This is a genomic window from Actinomadura sp. NPDC047616 (assembly GCF_040642915.1).
Taxonomy (GTDB): Bacteria; Actinomycetota; Actinomycetes; order Streptosporangiales; family Streptosporangiaceae; genus Spirillospora; species Spirillospora miaoliensis.
Map to the genome: position 1 here is coordinate 672,645 of NZ_JBEYTB010000001.1, position 26,078 is coordinate 698,722.

22 protein-coding genes and 1 pseudogene are annotated in these 26,078 nt (G+C 71.5%); 17 read left to right on the top strand and 6 right to left on the bottom strand.

Features of this window, described 5'->3' with window-relative positions:
* Positions 1-1,110: 1,110 nt before the first annotated feature.
* From ssd to ABZ801_RS03280, 12 genes and pseudogenes are all read left to right on the top strand, one after another.
* Positions 1,111-2,193, top strand: a complete 1,083-nt coding sequence (gene ssd, locus ABZ801_RS03225) for a septum site-determining protein Ssd (RefSeq protein WP_360692036.1) — start codon at positions 1,111-1,113, stop codon at positions 2,191-2,193.
* A gap of 164 nt (positions 2,194-2,357) precedes the next feature.
* Positions 2,358-3,516: pseudogene (locus ABZ801_RS03230) on the top strand (TadA family conjugal transfer-associated ATPase).
* Between the two features lie 43 nt (positions 3,517-3,559).
* Entirely contained in the window at positions 3,560-4,375 is an 816-nt protein-coding gene (locus ABZ801_RS03235; RefSeq protein ID WP_360692039.1) for a type II secretion system F family protein, read from the top strand.
* 36 nt (positions 4,376-4,411) lie between these two features.
* Positions 4,412-4,609: a hypothetical protein gene (locus ABZ801_RS03240; protein WP_360692042.1), complete on the top strand. Its 198-nt coding sequence runs from the start codon at positions 4,412-4,414 to the stop codon at positions 4,607-4,609.
* Positions 4,610-4,820: 211 nt separating this feature from the next.
* The gene (locus tag ABZ801_RS03245; RefSeq protein ID WP_360692045.1) at positions 4,821-5,399 is read left to right on the top strand and encodes a type II secretion system F family protein; all 579 of its coding nucleotides are present in this window, start codon (positions 4,821-4,823) and stop codon (positions 5,397-5,399) included.
* 114 nt (positions 5,400-5,513) lie between these two features.
* Positions 5,514-5,708 (top strand): DUF4244 domain-containing protein, encoded by a 195-nt coding sequence (locus ABZ801_RS03250; RefSeq protein ID WP_344952857.1) that lies wholly within the window; start codon positions 5,514-5,516, stop codon positions 5,706-5,708.
* Between the two features lie 26 nt (positions 5,709-5,734).
* Entirely contained in the window at positions 5,735-6,082 is a 348-nt protein-coding gene (locus ABZ801_RS03255) for a TadE family type IV pilus minor pilin (protein ID WP_360692049.1), read from the top strand.
* Positions 6,083-6,437: 355 nt separating this feature from the next.
* The gene (locus ABZ801_RS03260; RefSeq protein ID WP_360692696.1) at positions 6,438-6,824 is read left to right on the top strand and encodes an Rv3654c family TadE-like protein; all 387 of its coding nucleotides are present in this window, start codon (positions 6,438-6,440) and stop codon (positions 6,822-6,824) included.
* Between the two features lie 241 nt (positions 6,825-7,065).
* A complete protein-coding gene (locus ABZ801_RS03265) occupies positions 7,066-8,397 on the top strand; it encodes a fibronectin type III domain-containing protein (protein WP_360692052.1) in 1,332 nt (443 codons plus the stop codon).
* A 400-nt stretch (positions 8,398-8,797) separates the two neighbouring features.
* Positions 8,798-9,238, top strand: coding sequence for a hypothetical protein (locus tag ABZ801_RS03270; protein WP_360692055.1), 441 nt, complete (start codon positions 8,798-8,800; stop codon positions 9,236-9,238).
* Positions 9,239-9,586: 348 nt separating this feature from the next.
* The gene (locus ABZ801_RS03275) at positions 9,587-10,087 is read left to right on the top strand and encodes an NUDIX domain-containing protein (protein ID WP_360692059.1); all 501 of its coding nucleotides are present in this window, start codon (positions 9,587-9,589) and stop codon (positions 10,085-10,087) included.
* Between the two features lie 797 nt (positions 10,088-10,884).
* Complete coding sequence (locus ABZ801_RS03280; protein ID WP_360692062.1) at positions 10,885-11,268, top strand: hypothetical protein; 384 nt, start codon at positions 10,885-10,887, stop codon at positions 11,266-11,268.
* 3 nt (positions 11,269-11,271) lie between these two features.
* Here the strand turns inward: ABZ801_RS03280 and ABZ801_RS03285 are convergent, their stop codons facing one another.
* The 4 genes from ABZ801_RS03285 to ABZ801_RS03300 form a co-directional block, all read right to left on the bottom strand.
* On the bottom strand, positions 11,272-12,996 hold the full coding sequence (locus ABZ801_RS03285) for an ABC transporter permease (RefSeq protein WP_360692065.1): 1,725 nt from the start codon (positions 12,994-12,996) through the stop codon (positions 11,272-11,274).
* A gap of 1 nt (position 12,997) precedes the next feature.
* On the bottom strand, positions 12,998-13,729 hold the full coding sequence (locus tag ABZ801_RS03290; RefSeq protein WP_344952871.1) for an ABC transporter ATP-binding protein: 732 nt from the start codon (positions 13,727-13,729) through the stop codon (positions 12,998-13,000).
* 20 nt (positions 13,730-13,749) lie between these two features.
* Positions 13,750-14,271, bottom strand: a complete 522-nt coding sequence (locus ABZ801_RS03295) for a PadR family transcriptional regulator (protein ID WP_344952873.1) — start codon at positions 14,269-14,271, stop codon at positions 13,750-13,752.
* A 209-nt stretch (positions 14,272-14,480) separates the two neighbouring features.
* Positions 14,481-16,787: a DEAD/DEAH box helicase gene (locus ABZ801_RS03300; protein ID WP_360692070.1), complete on the bottom strand. Its 2,307-nt coding sequence runs from the start codon at positions 16,785-16,787 to the stop codon at positions 14,481-14,483.
* A gap of 255 nt (positions 16,788-17,042) precedes the next feature.
* Here ABZ801_RS03300 and ABZ801_RS03305 point away from each other — a divergent pair, with 255 nt between their 5' ends.
* The 5 genes from ABZ801_RS03305 (at position 17,043) to ABZ801_RS03325 (ending at position 22,446) form a co-directional block, all read left to right on the top strand.
* Complete coding sequence (locus ABZ801_RS03305) at positions 17,043-17,396, top strand: STAS domain-containing protein (protein WP_344952877.1); 354 nt, start codon at positions 17,043-17,045, stop codon at positions 17,394-17,396.
* 14 nt (positions 17,397-17,410) lie between these two features.
* Positions 17,411-17,851 (top strand): ATP-binding protein, encoded by a 441-nt coding sequence (locus tag ABZ801_RS03310; protein ID WP_344952879.1) that lies wholly within the window; start codon positions 17,411-17,413, stop codon positions 17,849-17,851.
* 382 nt (positions 17,852-18,233) lie between these two features.
* The gene (locus ABZ801_RS03315; RefSeq protein ID WP_344952881.1) at positions 18,234-18,653 is read left to right on the top strand and encodes a phosphoribosyl-AMP cyclohydrolase; all 420 of its coding nucleotides are present in this window, start codon (positions 18,234-18,236) and stop codon (positions 18,651-18,653) included.
* Between the two features lie 548 nt (positions 18,654-19,201).
* On the top strand, positions 19,202-21,655 hold the full coding sequence (locus ABZ801_RS03320) for a sodium-translocating pyrophosphatase (protein ID WP_360692075.1): 2,454 nt from the start codon (positions 19,202-19,204) through the stop codon (positions 21,653-21,655).
* A 320-nt stretch (positions 21,656-21,975) separates the two neighbouring features.
* Positions 21,976-22,446, top strand: coding sequence for a histidine phosphatase family protein (locus ABZ801_RS03325; RefSeq protein WP_360692078.1), 471 nt, complete (start codon positions 21,976-21,978; stop codon positions 22,444-22,446).
* A gap of 61 nt (positions 22,447-22,507) precedes the next feature.
* Here the strand turns inward: ABZ801_RS03325 and ABZ801_RS03330 are convergent, their stop codons facing one another.
* On the bottom strand, positions 22,508-24,766 hold the full coding sequence (locus tag ABZ801_RS03330; protein ID WP_360692081.1) for an FUSC family protein: 2,259 nt from the start codon (positions 24,764-24,766) through the stop codon (positions 22,508-22,510).
* Positions 24,767-24,867: 101 nt separating this feature from the next.
* On the bottom strand, positions 24,868-26,076 hold the full coding sequence (serB, locus tag ABZ801_RS03335) for a phosphoserine phosphatase SerB (protein WP_344952889.1): 1,209 nt from the start codon (positions 26,074-26,076) through the stop codon (positions 24,868-24,870).
* Between the last annotated feature and the right edge of the window lie 2 nt (positions 26,077-26,078).

Sequence of the window (26,078 nt, forward strand, 5' to 3'; positions counted from 1 at the left end):
CGCTCTCCCCCCCGGCGGGGGTCGCCCTGTCGTAACGCAGTCGGGCGGTGGCCGGGTCAATGCGCCCAGGCCACCGCCCGACCGCGCATCCCAGGTGCCCCAATCGGCACCGCATTACCCGGCTTGGCGGCATGTGCGCCCTACGGGCAGTCCGTTGCGGACGACCAGGTGTCCAGCGGACTAACCCGGGATGAATTTGCACGCCGTCTCCCCACGGCGCCGGCCCACCTCGTCAACACACCATTCCCAGATGATCCTCACATGCCCACTGACATCCACAGAAACAGGCGTCAGCCCAGGCGTCCACCGCCCGGCCCTCCGCGCAGGCAGACCCACCAGTCGCAGCCAGACCACCCTTGCCCAAACCCTCGCGCACATGCGTTGAACACCATGTCGCTCCCCCTCCGATCGCTAGCAGAATCGGAGGGACGGCCGCCCGATCACACCGCCTCAGACATCTCGTGAAGGCGCCCCGACGAAACCTCGCCCGGCTGGCGTCCCTTCCGCCCCCAGCCCCGATCCACCAGGTCGACGCGACGCGCCACCTCGACCAGCGCCCGCTGAATGACCCCGAACGAGAGCCGCCAGTACCGCCGCCGTCGGTTGGCGGCTACCGCGTCCGGCCCACCCGCCAAGCAGGTCCGCCAAGCGGGCTCGCCAGGCAGGCTCGCCAAGCAGGCATGGAGGCTGTCGGTGTCGCCCTGCTGGGCATAGCCGCAGGGCGGCCCGACCAGAGTGGTCGTAGCCGACAACCCGCAATGCGAGGCACCCCGGCACGTCGCCCTCGTGTCACGCGCCCGTAGAGCTTGGGGAGCCTGTCCAGGCCGCGGACGTTGACCACACCCGCGAATCACCGAGAGTTGACCGCACCAGCTCGTCGACGCCCAAGGCGACGGCCGGAGGGCTGAGGCTGCAGCCCTGCCCGCCGCCGCACCGGCCGGTCCAGGCGCAGACCACGTCACGAGCCCTGGCGGATCACCAGCGCGGCAACGCCGCCCGTCCCACCATGACCTGCGGTTCCACCGAGTTATCCACAACTTGGGGAAACCCTTTCGGTGCGTCCGCGCCAGAACGCAAGGTGGTGTCCCCAGGAACGGACGGGAGGGCACGATGACCAACGCGGCAATGATCGTGACGAGCGACCCGGTGATCGGTGACGACCTGCTGCGGCTCGCCGCGGCCGCCGACACGGGCGCCGAGATCGTACGGGACGCCGGTGAGGCCCGCGCGGGCTGGCACTGGCCGCCGCTCGTACTGGTCGGAGCCGAATCGGCCGAAGAGATCGCCGCCGCCGGCCTACCGCGCCGACAGGGCGTCGTCCTCGTGACCCGAGAAGAAGGAACCGACGACATCTACCGCAAGGCGCTGCAGATAGGGGCGCAGGATCTCGCGGTCCTGCCCGACGACGAGAGCTGGCTGATCGATGCGATGGCGGCGGCGTCCGAGCCCGTGGAGGCCTGGGGCACCACCGTCTGCGTGTGCTCATCCCGTGGCGGGACGGGCGCCAGCGTGTTCGCCGCAGGCCTGGCACTCAGCGCCGCCCGTGTCGGCGCGCGAACCCTGCTCGTCGACGGCGATCCGCTGGGCGGCGGCCTGGAGATCGCATTGGGTCTCGAAGATCACGAGGGTGCGCGCTGGCCGGACTTCGCCGACCGCCGTGGCCGGCTCAGCGCCGCCACCCTGCGCGAGGCACTGCCCAACCTGGGCGACCTGTCCGTGCTGTCCTGGCGACGCGGCGCACCAGTGCCGGTCACCGAGGACGCCATGCGCTCCCTGCTGGACGCCGCGTCCCGCGGCTTCGACCTGGTCGTCGTGGACGTCCCCCGCCACCCCGGAGAGATCGGCCGTTGCGCCCTGCGCGCCGCCGACGTGACATACCTGCTCGTACCGGCCGAGGTCCGCGCCGCCGTGGCCGGCGACGTGACCGCGGCGACGCTTCGCCGCGAGACCGCCGAACTGCGGCTCATCGTCCGGAAGCCGGCCCCCGGAGGCCTCACCCCGGAGGTGATCGCCGAGGCCATCGGTCTGCCCCTGGCCGGTGTGCTCGACTGCGACCGTCGGCTCCCAGCCATCCTCGAAGACGGCGATCTCGCCCAGGCCCTCCGCCGCCGCGGGCCACTCGCCGATCTCTGCGGTCAATTGGTGTCCGATCTAGGCCTCCAGCCACAAGAACCCGTGGCCGAAGCCGCCTGACCCCTACACACGAGACCAGCCCTCACCCAGCCGGGCGGGCGGCCAGGGCAGCGAGCGCCGCAGATCAGCAGACGAGCACCACCAGCACAGCAGGCCGCAACGAGGGACATGAGCGCGCTCGGCCTCGGGCCGCGCTACCCGTGATCGTGTTCGAAGGACGGACGATGAGGAAACTGTCTGATGCCGTACGTGATCGTCTCCTCTACACCGGAGGCGAGCCCACCGCAGGACATGTCGCCGCCGCGCTGCGTGCGGAGGAGCGTCTCCTGGGCGACCGCGAGGTGTTGGCACTCGCTGATGAGTTACGTGCGGAGTTCGTCGGTGCCGGCCCGCTGGAGCCGCTGCTACGCAACCCCGAAGTGACCGACGTCCTCGTCAACGGGCCGGGCGAGGTCTGGGTGGACACGGGCAGCGGACTGGTAAGGACCCCGACCCGCTTCCCGGACGAGGCGTCCTTGCGGCGTCTCGCCCAACGGCTGACGGCAGCGGCCGGGCGCCGACTCGACGACGCGTCCCCCTACGCCGACGCGCGACTGCCGGGCGGCATACGACTGCACGCCGTGCTGCCCCCGGTGGCGGCCAACGGCACATGCCTCTCATTGCGGCTACCTCGGCGCCGAGCGTTCACACTGGACGAACTGGTCGCGGCCGGCACCCTCCCCTCCAGCGGGGCCGGGTTGCTCGCCGCCCTGGTGGCCGCCCGGGCCGCCTTCATCATCGCCGGAGGCACCGGCACGGGCAAAACCACGCTGCTGAGCTGCATGCTCGGTCTGGTGGACCCCGGCGAGCGGCTCCTCCTCGTCGAGGACTCCGCGGAACTGAGCCCTGACCACGGCCATGTCGTACGTCTGGAGGCGCGTCCACCCAACGTGGAAGGCGCCGGTGGCGTCAGGCTGCACGAACTCGTCCGGCAGGGGTTGCGCATGCGACCCGACCGGCTCGTGGTCGGTGAGGTCCGCGGGGCCGAGGTCGTCGATCTGCTGGCCGCGCTGAACACGGGCCACGAGGGCGGATGCGGGACACTCCATGCGAACGCGGCGGCCGATGTCCCCGCCAGGCTGGAAGCGCTGGCGTGTGCCGCGGGCCTGAGCAGGGAGGCCGTGCACAGCCAGCTCGCCGCGGCCCTCGACGTCGTGGTCCACCTCGTCCGCGATCCCGGTGGCGGACGCCGCAGAGTCGCCGAGATCTGCCTGCTGCGCCCGAGGATCCGACGGCCTCGTGCAAGCCGTCCCCGCGGTGTCCTTCACGCCTGCGGGCCAAACCCGCACACTGCCCGGCGCCACCGATCTCGCCGCCCGCCTCGATCACAGGTGGCAACCATGAACGACGTCTTCAGCAAATGCCGGATCTACGGAGGGAGGGCGTCGTGACCGTCATCATCGCGCTGGCCATGATGTGCGCCGCCGCCTGCGCATGGGTTTCGTTCCGACCTCCGACAGCCTCCGAACGACTTGGCCGGGTGCTCGCCGCACGAGGTGCCCATGACGCGTTGCCGTCGGCGGAGGGTCTCCTCCGGACGCTGGTCGCGCGCCTGGACGAGCTGCGTGAACGTCGAAAACAGCGTCAACGATGGCGCGCCGCGGTCATCGGTCTGTGCGACGGAATGGCCGCCGAACTGGCCGCAGGTCGTACACCCGACGAGGCGTTCCGCGCGGCGGCCGGCGTCCTCGATCGGCGGGTCGCGGTCCATCTGCTGAGCGCGTCGCCCGACCCGGGAGACTTCGCGCATCCCAGGATCGACGGCTCCGAGCCGCGCCGGCGGCAAGCGGGTCATGCCATCGGGACCCGCGCAGAGGTCTCCATGGCCGACCGGCTGGAGCGGCTCGCCGAACGTCCAGGAGCGGAAGGGCTGCGCCTGCTCGCGGCGTGCTGGCGCATCGGTGCCGAGCGCGGAGGCACGCTCGCCGCGGTCCTGGACGGTCTGGCCGACGCCCTTCGCGACGAGGAGGAACAACGTCAGGAGATCGCGGCCCAACTGGCGGGGCCGAAGGCGACGGCGCGCCTGCTGTCCGGGCTTCCGCTGCTCGGTCTGGCGATGGCGGCCGCGCTCGGCGCCAAGCCACTGGCGTTCCTGTTCGGGACGATCCCCGGCCTGGGCTGCCTCGCCACCGGAGTGACCCTCGATGTGCTCGGCATGTGGTGGACGAGTCGTCTCGCACGAGCCGCGGAGGTACTTCGATGAGCGCCGGACGCGCCCCAGCGCTCCCTCGATCCCCCGATGAAAGGAGACACGAGCGGGCTCGGCCTGCACCAGCTCACCGGGTCGGCCGCCTGGGACGGCGTCGGCTCCATCCTGATCGGGGTACTGCTGACCGCCGTCGCGCTGGTGCTCGGCCGCATCAACCTCGTAGGAGACTCGAATGATCCTTCTGGCCGTCCTGTTCGCTGCGGTGTCCGGCTTCCTGTGGCCGAGTGATCACAGGTCCGCCCTCCACAGATACGCCGCCCTCGTCTCCGGTCGCGCGCACCGAACTCCTGCAGGCACGCGCCGTCCGCACGACTCCTTGGGCACGGTCCCGCCTCGTGGCCGACCGCCACCTCCTGCCGAGCAGACACAAAACGCTCCGGGACACGTGACGCCCTCTCCCGCCAGAGGCAAGCGCGAAGTACTGACAAGGCGTGGGGCGGTGCTGCTGTCTGGAACCGTGTGCGCGGTCCTGCTCGGCGGCCCGGTCGGCGTACTGGCGGGGATCGCCGTCGCGGTGGCGGTCGCCCGCGTGCTGGGACGGCTCGAACACACCGACCAGCGCCGCAGGAGGGCCCGTCTCGTCGCGGACCTGCCAGTGGCGATCGACCTGCTCGCCGCCTGCCTGCAGGGCGGAACACCCTGGAGCGACGCCGTGGAGGCGGTGGCACGAGCGATCGGCGGACCGCTCGGAGACGATCTCCAGCGCGTCGCCGTCCAGATCCGGTTGGGTGTTGATCCGTCCACGGCCTGGCTTGGCCTGGCCGACGAGCCGACGCTGGCTCCGCTCGCCCGGACGGCCGTGCGCGCGGTCAACAGCGGTGCCGCCATCACACCGACCCTCACCCGCCTTGCCCGCGACCAGCGGCGTGCTGCCCGCGCGGCGGCCATTGCCCGGGCCAGAGCCGCGGGCATCCGGGTGCTCGCTCCACTCGGCCTGTGCTTCCTGCCCGCGTTCGTCCTGCTCGGCATCGTCCCGACCATCGCAGGGATCGCGTCGACGGTCCTTCTCCCGTGGTGACTGCCCAGTTATCCACAGGTCGGCGCTCACCTGTTTTCCGAGTACTCGCCTCTGCAGGCTGGAGTCGGGCACCGTCCCGACGTCCTGCAACAACATCAAAGAAAGGAGATCCCCATGCGGATGATGACGACTGTCGCACGGCGGTGGCGGCGGGAGGCTCGAGATCTCGGCATGTCCACGGCCGAGTACGCGGTCGGCATGATCGCCGCGACCGCGTTCGCCGCGCTTCTCTTCAAGATCGTGACCAGTTCGGAGGTGAGGAGCCTTCTCTTAGGAGTCGTCAAGCGGGCGCTTCAGCTGGCGGGATGAGCGCCCGGCAGCCTCACGACGGTGGCATGGTCACCGCGGAGATCGCCGTGGCCCTCCCCGCCCTGGTGCTGGTCCTGGTCACGTCGCTCTGGGCGGTCCGGATCGCGTCGACCCAGGTGGCCTGCACGGACGCGGCGCGAAGCGGCGCCCGAGCGGCGGCCCGCGGCGAACCCCTGCCGGCAGTCCGCGCCGTCGTCGCCCGGGCCCTGCCGCCCGGCGCCCAGATCAGGATCAGCCGCAACGTGGAAACGACCCGCGTCGACGTGGCCGTCCCCACCAGGCCGCCGGCCGTCAGCGGCCTGCCGGCTCTCCTGATCAGGGCCCACGCCACAGCCGCCACCGAGCCGGGAGCCCATCGCCAGACCGAGCAGTGAAAGCCGGTGACACCAACGGAGGAGGTGCCTCACGGCCGCCCACCTGCCAGTCCTACGGGCAGAAGCAGGTGGGCGGCCTCCCCAGGCGGAGGGGCCACCCGCCAGTGGGGTGGTGATCTCAGGTCTGCCGGGAGGGGGTTGTCGTCATGAAGAGAGCGGGTGATGAAGGGGGTGGGACGTTGTGGTTGGTCGCGTTCATGGGGGTCATGTGGGTCTTGGCGGTGGGTGCTGTGTTGTGCGAGTGGCGCGGCACCGGGGGACGCTGCGGCTTATGAGCAGGTGGGCGGCGCCAGGTGGAGGGGGCAGACGCCGTTGGGGTGGTGATGTCAGGTTCGCCGGGAAGGGGGTTGTCGTGATGAAGGAAGCGGGTGATGAAGGGGGTGGGGCGTTGTGGGTGGTCGCGTTTATGGCGGTCGTGTGGGTTTCGGCTGTGGCGGCCTTGGCCGTGGGTGGGGTGCGGGTGGCGCGGCATCGGGCGGACGCTGCGGCGGATCTTGCCGCGCTGGCCGCGGCGGCGCGAGTTGCCGAGGGGGCCGGCGAGGCATGCAGGAGCGCCGCGGTCGTAGTGCGGGAGTTCGGTGGACGGCTGAAGAGGTGTCAGGTACGAGGAAGCATCGTCGATGTATCGGTGACGATTGCGGTCACAGGGGCCTTGGCGATCGGCGATATCCGGATCGTTTCCCGAGCCCGGGGTGGTCCCGCGGAGTCAGAAAGCGTACCCTTACCACACCTGACTCGTTGAACGGAGCGTCAATAGCAGGCGGTGATCGTGCGCGCAGGGTGTCGGCGACCGGGGACGGGCATCGACGACGCGGCTTTGTCGCCGTACTGTGACGTGGGTTACCCATTGGTACGTTACGCTGCCCTCAGCCCCCCGGAATCATCAGACACGGCGCGGTCTCCTCGGCCGCCCGCCGGATGGCCGGGCCGGGTTCGGCGGACGGAGCGAAGTCGGCACATCGTCCGATGGAGGGATTGAGGCCGTGACCTGGATTCGCAGGATCGGTGCAGTCGTGCTCGCGGCACCCCTTGCGATGAGCGTCCCGATTCTCGGCACCGCCGTTCCGGCCCACGCGGCCAGCGCCGGGATCACCAGTCCTGGCAACGGTGCCGTGATCAGCAGCGGTGGCTCGGTCAGCGTCTCGGCCACCACGGAGTGGTTCGCCTGGCGGCTGGTGGTCGTCAGCCCCGGCGGTAACGAGCAGGTCGTCGACGCAAAAGAAGGCGTGAACACCGAGAGCCTGAACGGAACCGCGGAGCTCGGTGACAACGGCCGTTACGAGGTGAGGCTTCAGAAGAAGGGCCTGGTGTCGTGGAGCACCAAGGCGACCCGGGCTTTCTACGCGCGGGTTCCCCCTGCGGCGCCGGGTGGACTGTCGGCCACGGTGTCGGGTAGCAAGATCACCGTTCGCTGGAACCGGGGCCTGGAGAACGACCTCACCGGATACTCGATCAGTGCCGGGTCCGTCGGATCCAAGAGCGGGTCAGTGGGCGGGCTGTGCTCGGGGACGAGCTGCTCCACCACGTTCAGCGTGCCGTCCGGCACGAGCGGGGCGATTCCGGTGCGGGTGCGAGCCAAGCGTTCCAACGGTTCCGGCGGGTCGGTCTACTCAGGCACCGCGTCGGCGAGCGTGACCGTCAAGGGCAGCACTGGTGGAAGTGGTGGCGGTTCCAATTCCTCCGCACCGTCCAGCTCCGTCCCGTCGATGCCGGGGAACACGCCCCGTGGTACGGCGCCGCTGACGCCTTTCAACAACGCCTCTCCGGTGACCTTGCCCTCGGTTCAGCCCGACGGAGCGCCCCCTGGCCTGGCGTATCCCACGCCGCAGGTGGCCGACCAGAGCCGGCCCAAGGCCCAGAACGTCGCGGCGCCCGACAGCCTGCAGTGGGGCAAGAGCGTGGCCATCGCCCTCATCCTGCTGGTGGTCGCGGCGCACCTGGGAACGTGGACGCGGCGCATGCGGGTCGCCAATGCGGGGATCAGCAGCCAGGGCATGGCGGCGCGCATCGCGCGAGGCGGGTCTGGCCGCAAACGCGTCATCAAGGCGAGGAAGCAGATCGCCCGGGCCGAGGCTGTCGCCAGAACCGCGGACCTTTCGTCCATCGCCAAGGCTGCGAAGGCCACACCGACCTCGAAGGGCAAGTCGGCGCCGTCACGCAGTGGCAAGGCCACATCCCGTGCGGGGCGCCGCCCCGCGACTCTCGGCGGTTCACGCACCAGCGGAGTCACGGTTCGTATCGCCAAGCCGTCCCGCCAACCCGGCAAGCGCCGAGCCGGCGGAAGCCGCCAGGGCGGCCGCCGCAGGGCGAAGTAGTCCACAGTAAAGCGCCTCTTGGTCTCCCTCAGTGGTGACGCCGCGTCCGTCTTGTGCTGGGGGCTGAGCTGCTGAGCTGGTGGATGTCGTCGGGGTGGTGGTGGCAGGGCGGGGTCGTCCGCAGCCGAGGGCGGCTTTTAGTTTTGCTGAGTGCTGATGCCGTGCCCGTCTTGTTCTGGGGGCGAGTCGACGACGAGGTCGATGCCTAGCGCCCTGGCGGGGCTGGAATCCTGACGCGCCGCATGCTGCGGTACTCGCCACCTGTACTGCTCCGGGCGGCGAGGTCATCGGCTTCCGCCATCCGGTAACTGCCGTGGGAGACCTCGTCGCCATCCTTCGTCGAATGTCGCATTCGGGCGTGTTGGTGTGTTGATGGGGCTTGTGCTGGGAGGATTCGTGCATGCTTGCGCGGGATTGGCTGAACACCGAGGACCGCTTCGTGCCCGGCGCGGAGCTTTTTCGCTCTGATCGGGCCTTCACCACCTGGGCCTACACCATCAGCCACAGTCAGTTGTTGCTGCGTACGCGAACGGCCTGGCGGGATGGATGTAGGCAGTCCCGCATCGACGTGCTCTTCAAGCCCGTTCAAGCCATGAAGATCAGGATTGAGTACGACGGACTGGTGATCCGTTGTGCCACCTCGGCCGAGGAAGAGTGGATCCGCGCCGATAACACCGGCCTCGCTTTGGACGCCTGGTGCCTCATCCTGGAGACCGGCGGCGATCATGACTACGTCGTGACCCACGCCGTTGGCTGGGAAGAGGACATGGAGACCGATCGGGATCCGAGCAAGCTCGCCGGATTCGCTCCTGGCAGCGACCCCAACCGCATCCTGGGATAGGGCGCCGACCGTCCTCCGATCAAACCTTGTGTGGGCAAGAGCACATTGCTGCAGTTGCTCGCGCGGTTCTACGACTGGAGGCGGGCGTGGTGCTGGTGGGAGGCGTGGATGTACGGGCCAGCACCTGGTGCACGGCGAAAGCAGGGTTGAGGGTGTAGTCGTTCGGGTGAGGGTGAGGTCGAGGTCGTGTGGATGCGGGCTGTGGTTGGAGCCGGGTGGATTCGGCGTGATGCGTTGTTGTGGCGGGAGGGCCTTTGGGGAGTGGGAGGAGGTGGGAGTTGAGGGGAGGTGCCCCTTACGTTGACTTTCTCTTGGGTGGGGACGCCTCCGGACGCGCTTGGGGTTCAAGTGTTGATCGACTTGTGGGGACGTCCGATGGAGAATGTGGGGGTGGGCTCGCCCAGAATTCGCGTTGCCGGTTATGTGATCAGGTGTCGATCCGTCCCTGAGTTGCTGGTCTTCGACCATGTCGGTATGCCTGAGGCCGGTACGCAGGTCCCTGCGGGCGGCGTCCGTCCCGGTGAGCAGTTGGAACAGGCCGTGTTGCGGGAGGTCGCAGAGGAGACCGGCCTGGTTGCGGTCTCCGTGGTTCGGCAGATCGTCGTGGAGGACAAGCCCCATCCCCACACCGGGCAGCCGCGCCGGACCACGTATTTTCATCTGCAGGCGCCTGCGACCACGATCGATGCCTGGAACCACACTGTCCGGGGCGACGGGGATGATGCGGGGCTGACGTTCGCCTGCCGTTTCCTGCCGTTGCCGCTGAGAGAGACATTGGCGGACGATCAGGATGTATGGCTCGGCCGTATCGACCCGGTGTGGACGACCTTGACTCGGAAACATCATTGACCGGTTGTCGGCATTGCCTGCTTATTAAGTCCACGGGATTGTCGGTGTGGGCGGAATTCATGTCGATGGGGTCGAGGCGCCGCCGTCCTCGTCGGCGGACATGTTGACGGTGACGGCCCGTCCGGTCCGGTGGTTAATGTGGCCGCGTCGGGCGGCTGGGGAGAATGGTGCCGGCCTGCGACCTGTTCTTGCAGGTGGGCGGTTGGTCGAAGTGTTGCGGACGTGTCGTCACTGGCAAATGCCATCCTTGCCATGTCTTGCATGGGCCCTTCGTGGCGGAAGATAATTATCCTGCTCTGTCTTGTGAGTGTGCGGTGTCCGCGTGCGGAGCTGTTTGGGGTGGTCGCTCTAAAAGGCGGAGGGTGGTTACGGCCATATCGGCGGGCTTAGCGTGTCGACACGGTTCGTTTGCGCTTGCTGCGGTGTCGCTTCTTTGGTGCACGGCCGTTGACGGTGCCGGTGCCGGTGCTGCCCGTCATGTGAGTCTCGGTCTCCGGTGTGTCATGGCTGTGGTGATTTCCGTCTGTCGGGCAGCTCTGGTTGCGGTGGCGTCTGTCGTGTGTTGCATGGTTCGGCGGGCCGTCACGGAGTGGTCGGCGGGTGTGAGGAAGCCTGTTTCGGGTGCTGAATCTGTTTGGGGGTTGAAGTCGCGGCGTGGAAGGAGGGCGCGGGAGCTTGTGGCAGGCCGGGGGTGCGGCGGGCGAAAGGCTGTGGCTGGGGATGGCGTCGCAAATGGGGACGGTCTAGGCTCCCTTCCCAGCTGAGATCTCCCCGCGACGGAGAGGAGAACCCTCCGCATGATCTTCTTGGGGTTGCTGATCGTGGCCGCCGCGCTGGTGGTGGGGGCGGCCGTCATCGCGGACAACACCGGCGAGGCTGAGCTCACGGTGTTCGGGGAGGCCGTGCCGGGGGTCGCGGCCGAGTGGCAGGTGTTCATGGCGGGGGCCGTGGTCGCCGTCGTTCTCATGGTCGGTGCGACGATCGCGACGGTCGGGGTCAGGCGGTCCGTCGGGTTGCGGCGCGAACTGCGGGAGCTGCGGGACGAGCACGAAGAGTCCATCCAGGCGTTGGAACTGGAGAAGCGGCGGCTTGAACGCGAGCTGGCGATGGCCCGGCGCAACGCGTCGCCCCAGCAGCAGGCTTCGGTGGTACCCGTGCAGGCGGGCGTGCGGCGGCCCTGACCCTCAGGTGGCTCTGAGGGTCGGCGCGACGGGGCGGGTGGCGGCGTGCCTGATGGGGATGGCGGTCAGGGCGGTGACGGCCGCCAGTGCCGTGGGGAGGACGGCGGCCAGCCACAGGATCGGGACCTGGCCGGACGCCGAGGAGTCGCCGACGGCGCGGGCCGCCGCGTACACCGTCAGGCCCAGCGGTATGCCGCCGGCGGCGGCCACGGCGGCGGGCAGCAGGTGGGCGGCGACGAGGCCGCTGGTGATCTGACGGGGGGTCGCGCCGAGGGCGCGGGCCAGCGCCGAGGTGCGCAGGGTGTCCAGGGACGTGGCCCACGCGGTGAGGACGGCGTTGACCGCGGCGAGCAGCAGCATGGCGACGGCCAGCACCAGGACGATCTGGCTGACGCGTTCGGTGACGGGGTTGCCGGCGCCCGGGACGAAGTCGGGGCCGGTCGCCCGGCCGTCCATGCGGGCCACGTCCCGGTTCATGGCGAGCGCGGCGACGATCATGGCGACGGTGACGGCGGTGCTGAGCGCCGCCAGGATCGTGCGGCGGACGCGGCGCGCGGCGATGCGCAGGCCCAGCAGCAGGGTGACCGGCAGGCCGGACGGCACCCCGAGGCGGCGCGGCGGGCGCACGGGGGCGCGCAGCGCGTGCGCCGTGGTGACGCGGGCGCCGCGCAGCGCCGGGAACGCGGTGGCCGTCGCGGTGACGCCGAGCGCGAGCAGGAGGACGGCGGCGACGACGCCGGGGGTGGGGGCGGTGTCGCCGGACGCGAGCAAACCCGCGTTCGGACCCGTCAGCAGGGGGGACGCGGCCCAGCCCGCGAGCAGTCCGACGACGGCGGCGGCGACCGCGATGAACAGGTGCTCGGCCAGGAGGGTGAGGGCGACGACGGCCGGTGTCGCCCCGGCTGCCTTGAGGAGCCCGACGCGGCGGCTCTGCTCGGCGAGACGGCCGCCGACCAGCAGGGCGACGCACAGTCCCGCGAGGACCGCCAGCGCCCAGGCACCGGTGATCAGCGCGTTGTTGGCCAAGCGGAGTTCAGCGGTGGCGTACGCGGACAGGTCCTGCCAGGGCGTGACGCCCGGGTGGCGGGCGGCGAAGGCCGGGGCGGCGGACGGGGCGTCCAGGCGCAGCGGCATGGTCAGCCGCCGCTGCGCGAGCGCGGGCAGGCGGGCGGCGTCGGCGCGGGTGGTCCAGATCAGGCCCGGTGTGGACGACGGGTAGGGCGCCCGGCCGGTCGTGACGGCGATTCCGGCGACGGTGAAACGGCGTCCGGAGAGGGTGATCTCGTCGCCGGGGCGGACGCGCAGGGCGTCGGCGAATGCCCGTTCCACGACGACCGAGCCGCGGCGCAGCCACGCGCCCGAGGTGACGTGGGGGCGGTCGATCCGGCTCGGGGTGATGTCGCGGCCCTGGACGACGGCGTTGACCTGGACGTCCCGGACGCCGAGGCGCACGGCGAAGGTCGGGAACGGCCGGACGGCGTCGGCCACGCCGTCGGCCTTCGCCAGGGCCTGCAGGGCGCGTGCGTCGGTGGCGGTGGCGACGGCGTCGGGGCCCGCGGTGGCGGCGCGGGTGCGTTCCCATGGGTCGTCGGCCGCGTTCCGTACCAGCAGGCCGAGCGTCAACGTCGTCGTGGTGGCCGCGATCGCCACCAGGAGCAGGACCGCCTGGGCGCGGCGTCGGCGCAGGTCACGCCAGGCCAGGCGGCAGGCGAGCAGGACGCGTCCCATGTCACACCAGCCCGCTGATCGCGCCGAGACCGGTGCCGTGGCCGGTGCGGCCGAGCACGGTCTGGTCGACGAACACGCCGTCCCGCATGGTGATCAGCCGGTCGGCGGCCGCGGCGATCCGGGAATCGTGCGTGACGATCACCAGCGTGCGGCCCTCGGCGCGCAGTTCGTCGAACAGCCGCAGCACCTCGCCGGTGGCCGCGGTGTCGAGGTTGCCGGTGGGCTCGTCGGCCAGCAGCAGGCCCGGGTCGTTGACGAGGGCGCGCGCGACCGCGACCCGCTGGCGCTGCCCGCCGGACAGTTGCGCGGGCAGGTGCGCCGCGCGGTCGGCGAGGCCGACGCGGTCGAGCAGGGCGGCGGCGCGGCGGCGGGCGGCGCGCGGCGAGGCACCGGCGAGCAGGGCGGGCAGCTCGACGTTCTCCCGCGCGGTCAGCTCGTCCACCAGGTGGAACGCCTGGAACACGAACCCGACCGCGCGGCGGCGCAGCCGGGCGGCCGCGGTCTCGCTCAGCCGGTCGACCCGCTCGCCGCCGAGCCAGATCTGGCCGCCGTCCGGGCGGTCCAGCATGCCGAGCAGGTGCAGCAGCGTCGATTTGCCGCAGCCGCTCGGGCCGACGACGCCCAGCGCCTCACCGGGGGCGACGTCGAGGTCGACGTCGTCGACGGCGCGGACCAGGCCCGTGCCCGTGCCGTAGTGCTTGCGCAGGCGATGGGCCCGCAGGATGGGTTCCACGGTTCCTCACTTCTTTCCGGTCAGCCCCGCGGGCGGTCGGCCCAGTGGGCGGCGCACGCGTCCAGCCAGCGCAGGTCGGCCTGCAGGCGCAGGACGGCGCCTTCCAGGAGCAGTGCCGGGCCGGACCCGGCGGGCTGGTCGAGCGCCGCCCGCTGGACGTCCGCCAGCCGTCGCAGCAGTTCGCGCCGCTGGGCGTCGACGATGTCCACGGGGTCGGCCAGCCCGGACGAGGCGGCGGCCACGAGCTTCAGGTAGAGGTCGGTGGGCGCCGGGCGGGACGCGCGGTCCACGTCGGCCAGCCAGTGGGTGACGCGTTCCTGGCCCGCGGGCGTCAGTTCGTAGACCTTGCGGTCGGGCCGGTCGGTCTGCCCGACGAGCCGCGCGGTCACCAGCCCCGCCTTCTCCAGGCGCCGCAACGTCACGTACACCTGCCCGGCGTTGAGGTCGTCGCCGAGCGGGCCGAGCGCGTCCTGCAGCCTGGCGCGCAGCTGGTACCCGTGCGCGGGCTCCTTGGCCAGCAGCGCCAGCACCACGTCCTGCATCTGGCCCCCTAACGGTCAGCTATATAGATAACGGTTAACTATGGGCCGGTCAAGCGAGCCGCCCGCTCATGAGCGGCGAGGCCCCTGGGAGTGTCAATGGTGGCGGGTGTCCACGGTTCCGGCGTCTCGCGCCGCAGTCGGCGTGAGCGCAGCATGTCCAGGTTCATCGCCGGCGCCACGCGCGGATCGGAGCGCCCCGCCCTGGTGGCCTAGGGGGTGGGGGCGTGGCGGAGGAGTTCGGCCAGCATGACCAGGGCGCCGTGCTTGTCCAACGGGTCGTTGCCGTTACCGCACTTGGGGGACTGGATGCAGGAGGGGCACCCGGATTCGCACTCGCAGGCGGTGATGGCCTCGCGGGTCGCGTGCAGCCAGGTGGCGGCGTTGGCGTAGCCGCGTTCGGCGAATCCGGCGCCGCCCTCATGGCCGTCGTACACGAAAACCGTCAGCAGGCCCGTGTCGGGGTGGAGGGCGGTGGAGACGCCGCCGATGTCCCAGCGGTCGCAGGTTGCGTACAGGGGCAGCAGTCCGATCGAGGCGTGTTCGGCGGCGTGGGCCGAGCCCGCCAGGTCGAGGTCGCCCAGGCCCTCCACCTGGGTTTCCGACAGCGTCCACCACACGGCGCGGGTGCGCAGGGTGCGCGGAGGCAGGTTCAGGGGCTTCTCGCCGAGCATCTCCCCGGTCTGCAGGCGCCGCATCTGGTACGCGACGACCTGCCGTGTCACGTCGACGGTGCCGTAGTTGAGCGTCGCCTCGCCCCAGGAGACCGAGCGCAGGCGCTCGATCACGCGGATGTCGGTGACGTCACGCGCGGTGGTGGAGTAGTCGGGCTCGGCCTCCTCCACCAGCGCGACCGAGTCGTCCAGGTCGAGGGTCTGGACGATGAACGACTCGCCCTGGTGGATGTAGACGGCGCCCTCGTGGACGGTGGTGTGCGCCGACGCCTCGTCCACGGTGCCCAGCAGGCGTCCCGTGGCGGCCTCGACGACCTGGACCGGCGGGCCGCCCGCGCCGCGGATGTCGGCCAGGTCGGCGGCCTTGTCGCGGCGCGTCCAGTACCACCCGGCGGGACGGCGGCGCAGCATGCCGCGGCGCACCAGGTCCGGCAGGAGGTCGGCGGTGGACGGCCCGAACAGGTCGAGGTCGTCCTCGGTCAGCGGCAGCTCGGACGCGGCGGCGCACAGGTGCGGTTCGAGGACGTACGGGTTGTCGGGGTCGAGCACGGTGGCCTCGACCGGCGTTCCGAAGATCGCCTCCGGGTGGTGGACGAGGTAGGTGTCCAGGGGGTCGTCACGGGCGACGAGGACGGCGAGCGCGGCCTGCCCGGAGCGTCCGGCGCGGCCCGCCTGCTGCCAGAGGGACGCGCGGGTGCCGGGCCAACCGCAGACGACCACCGCGTCCAGGCCGGACACGTCGACGCCCAGTTCCAGGGCGTTGGTGCTGGCGAGGCCGATCAGTTCGCGTGAGCGCAGGGCGGCCTCAAGCGCGCGCCGTTCCTCGGGCAGGTAGCCCGCGCGGTAGGCCGCCACCTGGTCGAGAAGCTCGGGGGCGGCCTCCTCCAGCGCGCGCTTGGCTCCGAGCGCCACCGACTCCGCGCCGCGCCGCGAGCGGACGAACGCCAGCGTCTGCACCCCCTCGACCACCAGATCGGCCAGGAGGTCGCCGGTTTCGGCGGTGGCGGTACGGCGGACGGGGGCGCCCTGCTCTCCGCGCAGCTCGGTCAGCGGGGGCTCCCACAGGGCGAACGTGGCCGGCCCCCGAGGGGACGCGTCGTCGTCCACCGCCACCACGTCCAGGCCCGTAAGGCGGGACGCGGTCGTCGCAGGTTCGGATGTGGTCGCCGAGGCCAGGATGAAGACGGGTGAGGCCCCGTACCGCGCGCACACCCGGCGAAGGCGCCGCAGCACCTGCGCCACATGAGAACCGAACACGCCCCTGTACCCATGGGCCTCGTCCACGATGACGTAGCGCAGGCGACGCAGGAAGGCGCTCCACCGTCCGTGCGCGGGGAGTATCGAGCGGTGCAACATGTCGGGGTTGGTCAGCACGTAGTTGGCGTGCTGCCGCACCCAGGCGCGTTCGTCGCGGGGCGTGTCCCCGTCGTAGGTGGCTGCCCGCACCCGCGTCAACCGCAGTGACCGCAGCGCACGAAGCTGGTCGGCGGCCAACGCCTTGGTGGGGGAGAGATAGAGCACAGTGCCCTGGCTCCGGGCCTCCTCCTCGTAGATGGAGGCGATGGCGGGCAGCAGATAGGCCAGCGACTTCCCGGACGCGGTGCCTGTGGCGATGATCACAGAGCGTCCCGACCGGGCGTGCTCGGCCGCCTCGGCCTGGTGCTCCCAGGGCGCCTCGATCCCCGCGGCGGCCAGCCGCCGCACCAGCGTCTGCGGGGCCCACCGCGGCCAGTCGGCGCGACGGCCCTGACGTGCGGGAACCTGCTGGACGTGGGTGATGCGGTCGCGCCGGGACGGCACGGCCAGCAGCCGGTCCAGGGGGGTCGAAGATCTTTGCGGGCCCATCAGGTTTTTCAGTCTGCCAGCCTGGGCACAAGTACGTGAACGCCCCGGCGCCGCAGGGCTGCATCCCCTCGTCACGACCGGCAGATCAGCAGGTCAGACGGCCGTACGAAGTTTCGTCCGACTGGGCGATAACGCGCGTACTCGACGCCGGAGCGTGATTGAATCACGGCGGAGTCCCGGCGCCCGTGAACCGCCCCCCGCGGCCGGTTTCGTGGACGACGGGATCGAAGTGTGCTGCATGGCGCTGGAGGATCTGTGGACCTTAAGGTGAACGACTACACCACCGAAGATGGCCTCACCGTCATCACGGTGGAGGGCGAGATCGACGTCTACACGGCGCCGAGGCTCCGCGAGAAGCTCATCGACCTGGTCAACAAGGGCAAGTTCCACCTCCTCGTTGACATGGAGAAGGTCGAGTTCCTCGACTCGACCGGTCTCGGCGTGCTGGTCGGCGGCCTGAAGCGGGTGCGGGCGCACGACGGGTCGCTGGAGCTGGTGTGCACCCAGGAGCGCATCCTGAAGATCTTCCGCATCACCGGCCTGACCAAGGTCTTCGGCATCCACGACTCGATCGCCGAGGCCGAGGAAAAGCGCAAGGGCGCCAAATAAACGGCCCGGCCGCGATGGGACCCGTTGAGCTCACTTTCAGCGCCCTGCCGGCTCATGTCCGCACGGCACGGCTGATCGTCACGGCGGTGGCCCGCCGCAGCGGCGTCGCCGAGGCCCTGCTGGACGAGGTCCGGCTGGCGGTGGGCGAGGCGTGTTCGCGTGCCGTCGAGGCGCACCAGCGGCACTGTCCGGACGAACCGGTACGGCTGGAGCTGAGCGGCACCGGCCGCCGGTTCGAAGTGACCGTCAGCGACACCGTTCCCAGCGAGGACGCCGGCCGCGGCCTGCCCGCCGCGCCGGACGGCCTGGAGTACGCGCTGGGGGACGGCACCGCCGAGCTGGGCCTGGCGGTCATCTCCGGCCTGGCGGACGACGTGGAGATCTCCTCGACCCCCAAGGGCGTCCAGATCCGGATGAGCTGGCCCGCTGAAGAGGGCGTGCCGCCCCAGAGCTGACCCCCGTCCGCCGCCCCGGCAGGCCGCGCGGGCCGCCCGGACAGGCCGCGCCCCCGCACCCGCCACCATGGACGCGGGAAGCGCCGCAAGGGGCGGCGGCCACCGTACGCGTATGCGGGCGGGGACGTCGCCAGAGCCGACCGCGAGCAGTCCCGGGCGCGGACCCCGGCGCCGGAAGCGGACGCGATGCCTGCCGAGGCGGACGGCGCGTCACGCAGCCCGCCCCCCTCGCGAAGGTGGGCGAGCCGACCCCGGCGGGCCAAGGTCGAATCCGTAACGAGCCAGGAGCCGGTACGAGCGTGGAATGCCGTACCGGCTCCTTGGCGTCCGGGGTACACGTTCCCCTGCCCCGCCCGGGGCGTCGTCATGGAGGAGGAAGCAGATGAACGAGCTCGAAGAAGGTCTCAAGCTCGAACTCGACTTCGGGAAGCTGGCCGCGGTGGCCGCCACGGGGGCGCAGGTCGTGCCCGTCGTGCTGCAGGACGCCGACAGCGGCGAGGTCCTGTTCGTGGGGTACGCGAACGAGAGGGCGCTGCGGGCGTCGCTCGACGAGGGCATCGCCGTCCTGTGGTCCACGTCCCGTAACGAGCTGTGGCGCAAGGGGGCCACGTCGGGGGACACGCTGGCCCTGGTCGAGGTCCGCGTCAACTGCGAGCAGAACTCGTTGCTCTACCTGGTCCGTCCCACGACGGGTGGGGCCTGCCACACCAAGCTGCCCTCCGGGCAGGCGCGCCGCACCTGCTACTACCGGGCGATCGGGGACGAGGGCGCGCTGCGCCCCGTGCCAGGGCTCTACGAGTAGCGCGAGCGCACCGCGGGGTCGCCATAGCCACCGCCCCGGTCCCGTCTCAGACTTTGCGAAAAAATGCACAATCGATTATTGATCATATGGGATCGCAGCGAATTGTGATTCGTCGCGAAGGCGGGCGGCCGGTGGGTGGCCGAGGGTGGGGCCGGAGCGGTGCGGCGCTTATGAGATCATCTTCTGGGGCGGGCGGTGTCGGCCGGTTTGGGCCGGTGCGTAATGCGGGTTGTGGTTTGAGGTAAAAAGCGCGTCAGGATGCGGTGCGGTGAGGCGCCCGACAGGGTCAGAGGTACCGCCGTGATGCCGCTGACCTGCGGCGATGTGGCAAGTGTCTACTTTTGCGGGAAATCCTGACGTAAAGCTGGGCGTTTCCGAATCTCCCCTTCGATGTCGAGCTCGTGGGGTTCTCATCTTTCCGTTACCTGCGTAGACTCCCGGCACCCGCGTTGCCGTGCGAGGTGTCTAAAACGGCCACTCGCGGGGTACGCGGTAAAGATCGTCCTTTTGGACGATCTGAGCTCGCTCGCCCCTGTCGAGGAGGACGCATGTCTGGGCTTTCCCTGTCAAGCCCGGCCGGCGCAGAAGTGGATCTCGGCGGCGGCGACCAGACACTGGTCGTCGTCGTCGCGGTGATCGCTCTGCTGGCACTGGCCGTCGCCGCGGGACTGGTACGCGAGGTGCTGGGCGCCGGCCAGGGCACCGAGAAGATGCAGAACATCGCGCGCGCGGTGCAGGAGGGCGCGAGCGCCTATCTGAAACGCCAGTTCCGCACGGTCGCGGTCTTCGTGGTGCTCATCCCGCTTCTGCTGCTGCTCCTGCCGGCCGACTCCACCTCCGAACGGGTGGGGCGGTCGGTCTTCTTCGTCATCGGGGCGCTGTTCTCCGCGGTCACCGGGTTCGCCGGGATGTGGCTGGCGGTGCGCGGCAACGTCCGCGTGGCCGCCGCGGCCCGGGAGGAGGGCGGCGAGCGCCGGGCGATGCGCATCGCGTTCCGCACCGGGGGCGTCGCGGGGATGTTCACCGTCGGGCTCGGCCTGTTCGGCGCGGCGGTGGTGGTGCTGGCGTACAAGGGCGACGCGCCGAAGGTGCTGGAGGGCTTCGGCTTCGGGGCGGCCCTGCTGGCGATGTTCATGCGGGTCGGCGGCGGCATCTTCACCAAGGCCGCGGACGTGGGCGCCGACCTGGTGGGCAAGGTCGAACAGGGGATCCCCGAGGACGACCCGCGCAACGCGGCGACCATCGCCGACAACGTGGGCGACAACGTCGGCGACTGCGCGGGCATGGCGGCCGACCTGTTCGAGTCGTACGCGGTGACACTGGTGGCCGCGCTGATCCTCGGCTCGGCCGCGTTCGGCACCGAGGGCCTGGTGTTCCCGCTGGTGGTGCCGATGATCGGTGTCGTCACCGCGGTGATCGGCATCTTCGCGGTGGCGCCGCGCGCCCGCGACCGCTCCGGGATGTCCGCCATCAACCGGGGCTTCTTCCTGTCGGCGGTGATCTCGGCGGTGCTGGTGGCGGTCGCGGCGTTCGTCTACCTGCCGTCCTCGTTCGCCGACCTGTCGGGCGTCACCGACCAGTCCATCCGCGGCCTGGACGCCGACCCGCGCTGGGTGGCCCTCGGCGCGGTCCTGATCGGCATCGTGCTGGCCAGCGCCATCCAGCTGCTCACCGGCTACTTCACCGAGACCAGCCGCAAGCCGGTCAAGGAGGTCACCGGCAGCGCCCGCACCGGCCCCGCCACCGTGATCCTCTCGGGCATCTCGCTGGGCCTGGAGTCGGCCGTCTACACGGCGCTGGTCGTGGGCGGCGCGGTGTACGGGGCGTTCCTGCTGGGCTTCGGCAACACCACCGTGGCGCTGTTCGCGGTGGCCATGGCCGGGACCGGCCTGCTCACCACGGTCGGCGTGATCGTGTCGATGGACACCTTCGGCCCGGTGTCCGACAACGCGCAGGGCATCGCCGAGATGTCCGGCGACGTCCAGGGCGAGGGCGCGGCCGTGCTGGAGCGGCTGGACGCGGTGGGCAACACCACCAAGGCGATCACCAAGGGCATCGCGATCGCCACCGCCGTGCTGGCGGCGACCGCGCTGTTCGGCTCGTTCCGCACGACGGTGGTCAGCGCGCTGAGCGACGCGTCCGCGGACGCCCGCGACGCGCTCGGCTCGTTCGCGAACTTCAGCCTGTCCATCGACAACCCGAACGTGCTGATCGGGCTGATCGTCGGCGCGGCCGTGGTGTTCCTGTTCTCCGGCCTGGCGATCATGGCGGTGGGCCGGGCGGCCGGACGGGTCGTGGTGGAGGTGCGCGAGCAGTTCCGCACCAAGCCCGGGATCATGGACTTCACCGAGAAGCCCGACTACGACCGGGTGGTCGACATCTGCACCCGGGACGCCCAGCGCGAGCTGGCGACCCCCGGGCTGCTGGCGATCATGACGCCGATCGCGGTCGGGTTCGCGCTGGGGTACGCCCCGCTGGGCGCCTTCCTCGGCGGCGCGATCGCGGCCGGTGTGCTGATGGCGGTGTTCCTGGCCAACTCCGGCGGCGCCTGGGACAACGCCAAGAAGCTGGTCGAGGAGGGCAACCTCGGCGGCAAGGGCAGCGAGGCGCACGAGGCCACGGTGATCGGCGACACGGTCGGCGACCCGTTCAAGGACACCGCGGGCCCGGCCATCAACCCGCTGATCAAGGTGATGAACCTGGTGGCGCTGCTGATCGCGGACGCCGTCGTCACGTACGCGGGCAACATGCCGCTGCGGGTGGGCGTGACCGTGGTGGCCGTGGGCGTCGTGGTCGGCGCGATCGTGGTCTCCAAGCGGCGCGCGGACCTGATCGGCGCGGGCGAGCCGGAGCCCGCCGTGGCGAGCGGCGCCGAGGCCGGTGCCGTGACGTCCGGTACGGCGCCCGCCGCGCCGGCCGCGTCCGGGCCCGCAGAGAAGGCCCAGCTCGTCGGTGACGGGAAGGCCGACACGGGCAAGGAGTCGTCCGCGAACAAGGCGTGATCGCAGCCGCGTCGGGGCCGGCGGCCGTCTCGGTCGCCGGCCCCGCGCGTGCCGCGCCCCCGGCCTCCCGCCGTCCGCGCGTGCCGCGGGGCCGGTGCGGGGCTCGGGCGGGGTGGTCGTACGCTGGACGAGGGCGCGACGCCCCCTTGGTGATCATGAGGAGGCGTGCGGTGAGCACGGGGAAGTCCACGATGTCCGGACCCAAGGGGCTGGCCGTCATCCTCGGCGGGATGCTCGGGATGATCGCCCTTCTGTGGCTCCTGGCCGCGCTGGTCGCCCCCTGACCGGGCCCCGGCGGCGGGACGGTTAGGGTGGCGGGCATGTCGACGTTGCTCGTTCTGCGCCACGCCAAGGCGGTCCCGGGCGGGGGCATGCCCGACATCGAGCGGAGCCTCGCCGATCGGGGACGACGGGACGCCGAAGCGGCGGGCGAGTGGCTGCGCGACCGGGGCCTCGTGCCCGACCTGGTGTTGTGCTCGTCCGCCGTGCGGACCCGGGAGACCCTGGAGCGGCTGGCGGTCCCGGCGGCGGTGCGGTACGAGTCCCAGATCTACGACAACGACGCCGACACGCTGCTCACCCTCGTCCGCGAGGCCGACGACGACGTGCGCACACTGCTGCTCGTCGGGCACAACCCGTCGGTGCACCAGCTCGTCCACGACCTGACCGGGGCCGCCCCGGACGCCTTCCCCACGTGCGCGCTCGCCGTGATCGAGTGGGAGGGCGGCTGGACGGACGCCTGGCCCGGGGCGGGCACGCTCGTCACGTTCCGCACCCCCAAGCAGCCCTAGGCGCGCCCAGCCGACGAGGCGGCGCCCCAGGAGGCCGAAGGCGCCTCGGAGCCCCCGAGCCCTAGGAGCGCTCAGCCGAGGGTGCCGCGGCGGCCAGGCATTGGGTGACCAGGTCGTCGACGTCCTTGCGCAGCGACCGCAGCGCGTAGCGGGTGCCGGAGATCTGCAGCACCGCGTGCCGCAGGGGCGTGTACTCGTCGGTGCTCACGCCCTCCTTGATCTCGGCGCGGCGGCGGCGGGCCAGCTTCGCCATGTGGCTGTCGAGATCGGCGAAGTCGTCGTCCAGGCGTTCGCGCAGGGGCGGCAGGTCGGCATCGGCCGGCTCCGGGGCGGACAGGCGGTCGTAGGTCTCCTCCAGGTGGTCGGCGACGCGGTCGAGGATCTCGGGGACGGGGCCGACGTCCTCGGCGTCCTGGCGGGCCATGCGGGTGACCGCGATGAGGTGGTCGCGGATGCTGCGGGCGGCGCTGATCGCGTCGTCCAGCCGGGCGATGCGCTCGGTGTCGGGGACGCGTTCGTTCTCCAGGCGGTTGCGCGAGTCGGTCACCGTCTCCACGGCCTGCTCCGCCGCCACGACCTTGTCGTGCGGGAGCCGTTCGGCGTCGCCCTCCACGACGGCGGCGGTGGCGCGCACCAGGTCGGCGTGGACGGTGAGCAGCTGGCCGAGCTGGGTGGGCAGCCGTTCGGCGTGGCCGGTGGGCCACAGCAGTCGCGTGGCCAGGAACGCCAGCAGCCCGCCGGCGATGACGAGGGCGATGCGCTCGCCCGCCGCGGTCCAGTCCGACGGCGTGGAGAAGTCCAGCAGCATCAGGAACACCGGCGTGCCGAACAGCATCCAGTACCCGAAGTTCACCGACCGCAGCGTGAAGGCGATGATCGCGAAGACGAACAGGATGATCGCCGCGGCGAGCTGGCCGGGCGCCAGCGCCAGCAGGATCGCGGCGATCGCCGACCCGAGCACGGTGCCGCCGACGCGCTGGATCAGGTGCGTGACGGTCTCGTCGTAGGTGGCGCGCAGCCCGAGCGCCGCGGTGATCGTCAGCCACTGTCCGTGCGGCAGGCGCAGCGCCGCGGCCAGCGCCATCGCCACGGCCGCGGTGACGAGCACCCGCATGGCCTGCCGGAACCCCGGCGAGCGGGTGCGCACGGCGGTGCCGAAGCGGTTCAGCACCGAGATCCGGTGCGGCGCGGCCGGCAGCCGCGGCGGCCCGAACCCGATCCGCAGGCCGCCGGACACCACGCGGCGCGCCGACTCGATGCCGCCGGAGATCCGTTCCACCGACCGGCGGATCTGCACCAGCAGCGCGGCGGCGACCAGGTCCTCCTCGCCGGCCAGGCTGGCCCGCCGGATCGCCTCGATCTGGCGGCCCAGGCGGCGCACGGCGGCCGAGTCGGTGTCGCCCAGCGGCCCGCCGTCCGGCGCGGCGACGGCGCCCGCCAGCAGGCGCAGCCGGGCGGCCAGGGCGGCGACGGCGACCCGCGCCTCCATCTCCCATTCACGGCCGGGCGGACGGCGCCGCGCCGCGTCCATCAGCGAGTGCAGCGCCACGGTCTCGTGCATGACGCGGGAGAGCGCCTCGATGAGCCGTTCGGGGCGGGTGGGCTCCTCGCGTCCGCGGCCCGACCGGTAGAAGCCGTACGTGGCGCGGGCGTTGGTCAGGGCGCGCGACGCGGCCCGGCGCGCCTCCTCCCAGTCGGGCTTGCGGGTGACGGCGGCCAGGCCCGGGTCGGCGACCTCGACGTCGTCGAGCGCCTCGGTGTGCTGCTCGCCGACGTCCTGGGCGACGGCGTCGAGCAGCTCGGCGACGGCGTCGGCGGCCTCGCCCAGCGCGCCGCGCAGCGGACGCAGCCGCCGCGCGGGCCAGGGGGCGAGCAGCAGCGCGCTCACCAGCAGCCCGCCGAGCAGTTCGAGGAACCCGCCGTAGAGGACGTCCCCCGTGGACGGGCGGATGGCGGTGAGGAGCACGGCGAGCCCGGCGGTCGGGCCGATCCACGGGAACACGCTGCCGAGCGCCACCACCGGCGGCACGACGACCACCGCCAGCCACGTGTGCCCGGCCAGGTTGCCGCCGATCGTCGCGCCGACCGCGACCACCAGCACGGCGCTGGCCAGGTTGCGGGCGCGCGCGCCGTACGGCCCTTCGGGCGCCCGCAGCCCCACCAGGTACGCGCCGAGCGCGATCATCGCGCCCTGCGCCGCGTGCCCGGTCAGCGCTCCGACGATCAGTGGGAGGGCCAGAGCGAGCGCGGCGGCGATCCCGTAGAAGGGCGTCGCCCGGCCGCCGATAGCGGCGTACGCCTCACGCGCACGCTGCAGCACCGTTCACCGTCCCTGGACTCGCGCGATATCCCACCAGCATGTACCCCAAACGGGACACTGATGATCGTACGGTGTCGTAGAAGACGTCCAGGGGGGCGGGTTCAGAGCGCGGTCGTCGCGTCCGCCGCGTCGGCGGCTTCGACCTCCTCGCGGGAGATGCCGAGCAGGAACAGGATCGTGTCCAGGTAGGGGACGTTGACGGCGGTGTCGGCGGCCTGCCGCACGACCGGCTTGGCGTTGTAGGCGATGCCGAGCCCGGCGGCCTGCAGCATGTCCAGGTCGTTGGCGCCGTCGCCGATCGCGACGGTCTGGCTGATCGGGATGCCCGCCTCGCGGGCGAACCGCTCCAGCGCCGCGGCCTTGCCGGCCCGGTCGATCACCGGCCCGACCACCCGGCCGGTGAGCTTGCCGTTCTCGATCTCCAGGACGTTGGCGGCCGCGTAGTCGATGCCGAGGTCGGCGGCGAGCGCGTCGGTGACCTGGGTGAACCCGCCGCTGACGATGGCGAACTTGTAGTCCAGCCGCTTGAGGGTGCGCACCATCGTGCGGGCGCCGGCGGCCAGCTTCACCTCGCGGCGCACCTCGTCGATGGCGGCGGCGTCCAGCCCGGCCAGCAGGGCGACGCGTTCGCGCAGCGACCCCTCGAAGTCCAGTTCGCCGCGCATGGCGGCCTCGGTGACCTTGGCCACCTCCGCCAGGCAGCCCGCGTGCGCGGCCAGCAGCTCGATGACCTCGCCCTGGATCAGGGTGGAGTCGACGTCCATCACGATCAGCCGCTTGGCCCGCCGGTGCAGCCCGCCGTGCTGGACGGCCACGTCGACCTGCTGCTCGGCCGCCTCCACCGCGAGCGCCGCGCGCAGCGCCTCCGGGTCGGCGCCGGAGACGTCCATCTCGATGCAGGTCACCGGGGTGTTGGCGAGGCGTTCGATGCGGTCGATGTTGGCGCCGGACGCGGCGATGCGCCCCGCGATGCCCGCCATGGCCGCCGGGCGCAGCGGGGCGCCCAGGACGGTCACGTGCAGCCGGCCACGGCGCCGCGGCATGGTGCGGAACCGTCCGGTGGACAGTTCGATCTCCATGTCGAGGTCGGTGGCGATGCGTTCGGCGGCCGTCCACACGCGGCCGATGTCGACCCCGTCGGAGTAGGAGACCAGCACGCCCAGCACCAGGCGCCCGCGGATGACGACCTGCTCCACGTCGGAGACCGTCAGCGGGAATTCGGCGAGTGTGCTGAACAGCCGGGATGTCACCCCGGGGCGGTCGCGGCCGGTGAGTGTGATGAGCAGGGTGCGCTCTGCTGTCCCGTCCATGC

Bases quoted from the DNA above. Each gene is read 5' to 3' on its own strand.
- ABZ801_RS03240 (WP_360692042.1), top strand. From the start codon at position 4,412: ATGAAAGGAGACACGAGCGGGCTCGGCCTGCACCAGCTCACCGGGTCG.
- ssd (WP_360692036.1), top strand. From the start codon at position 1,111: ATGACCAACGCGGCAATGATCGTGACGAGCGACCCGGTGATCGGTGAC.
- ABZ801_RS03280 (WP_360692062.1), top strand. From the start codon at position 10,885: ATGATCTTCTTGGGGTTGCTGATCGTGGCCGCCGCGCTGGTGGTGGGG.
- ABZ801_RS03270 (WP_360692055.1), top strand. From the start codon at position 8,798: ATGCTTGCGCGGGATTGGCTGAACACCGAGGACCGCTTCGTGCCCGGC.
- ABZ801_RS03255 (WP_360692049.1), top strand. From the start codon at position 5,735: ATGGTCACCGCGGAGATCGCCGTGGCCCTCCCCGCCCTGGTGCTGGTC.
- ABZ801_RS03295 (WP_344952873.1), bottom strand. From the start codon at position 14,271: ATGCAGGACGTGGTGCTGGCGCTGCTGGCCAAGGAGCCCGCGCACGGG.
- ABZ801_RS03300 (WP_360692070.1), bottom strand. From the start codon at position 16,787: ATGGGCCCGCAAAGATCTTCGACCCCCCTGGACCGGCTGCTGGCCGTG.
- ABZ801_RS03320 (WP_360692075.1), top strand. From the start codon at position 19,202: ATGTCTGGGCTTTCCCTGTCAAGCCCGGCCGGCGCAGAAGTGGATCTC.
- ABZ801_RS03285 (WP_360692065.1), bottom strand. From the start codon at position 12,996: ATGGGACGCGTCCTGCTCGCCTGCCGCCTGGCCTGGCGTGACCTGCGC.
- ABZ801_RS03260 (WP_360692696.1), top strand. From the start codon at position 6,438: ATGAAGGAAGCGGGTGATGAAGGGGGTGGGGCGTTGTGGGTGGTCGCG.
- ABZ801_RS03250 (WP_344952857.1), top strand. From the start codon at position 5,514: ATGCGGATGATGACGACTGTCGCACGGCGGTGGCGGCGGGAGGCTCGA.
- ABZ801_RS03325 (WP_360692078.1), top strand. From the start codon at position 21,976: ATGTCGACGTTGCTCGTTCTGCGCCACGCCAAGGCGGTCCCGGGCGGG.
- ABZ801_RS03315 (WP_344952881.1), top strand. From the start codon at position 18,234: ATGAACGAGCTCGAAGAAGGTCTCAAGCTCGAACTCGACTTCGGGAAG.
- serB (WP_344952889.1), bottom strand. From the start codon at position 26,076: ATGGACGGGACAGCAGAGCGCACCCTGCTCATCACACTCACCGGCCGC.
- ABZ801_RS03310 (WP_344952879.1), top strand. From the start codon at position 17,411: ATGGGACCCGTTGAGCTCACTTTCAGCGCCCTGCCGGCTCATGTCCGC.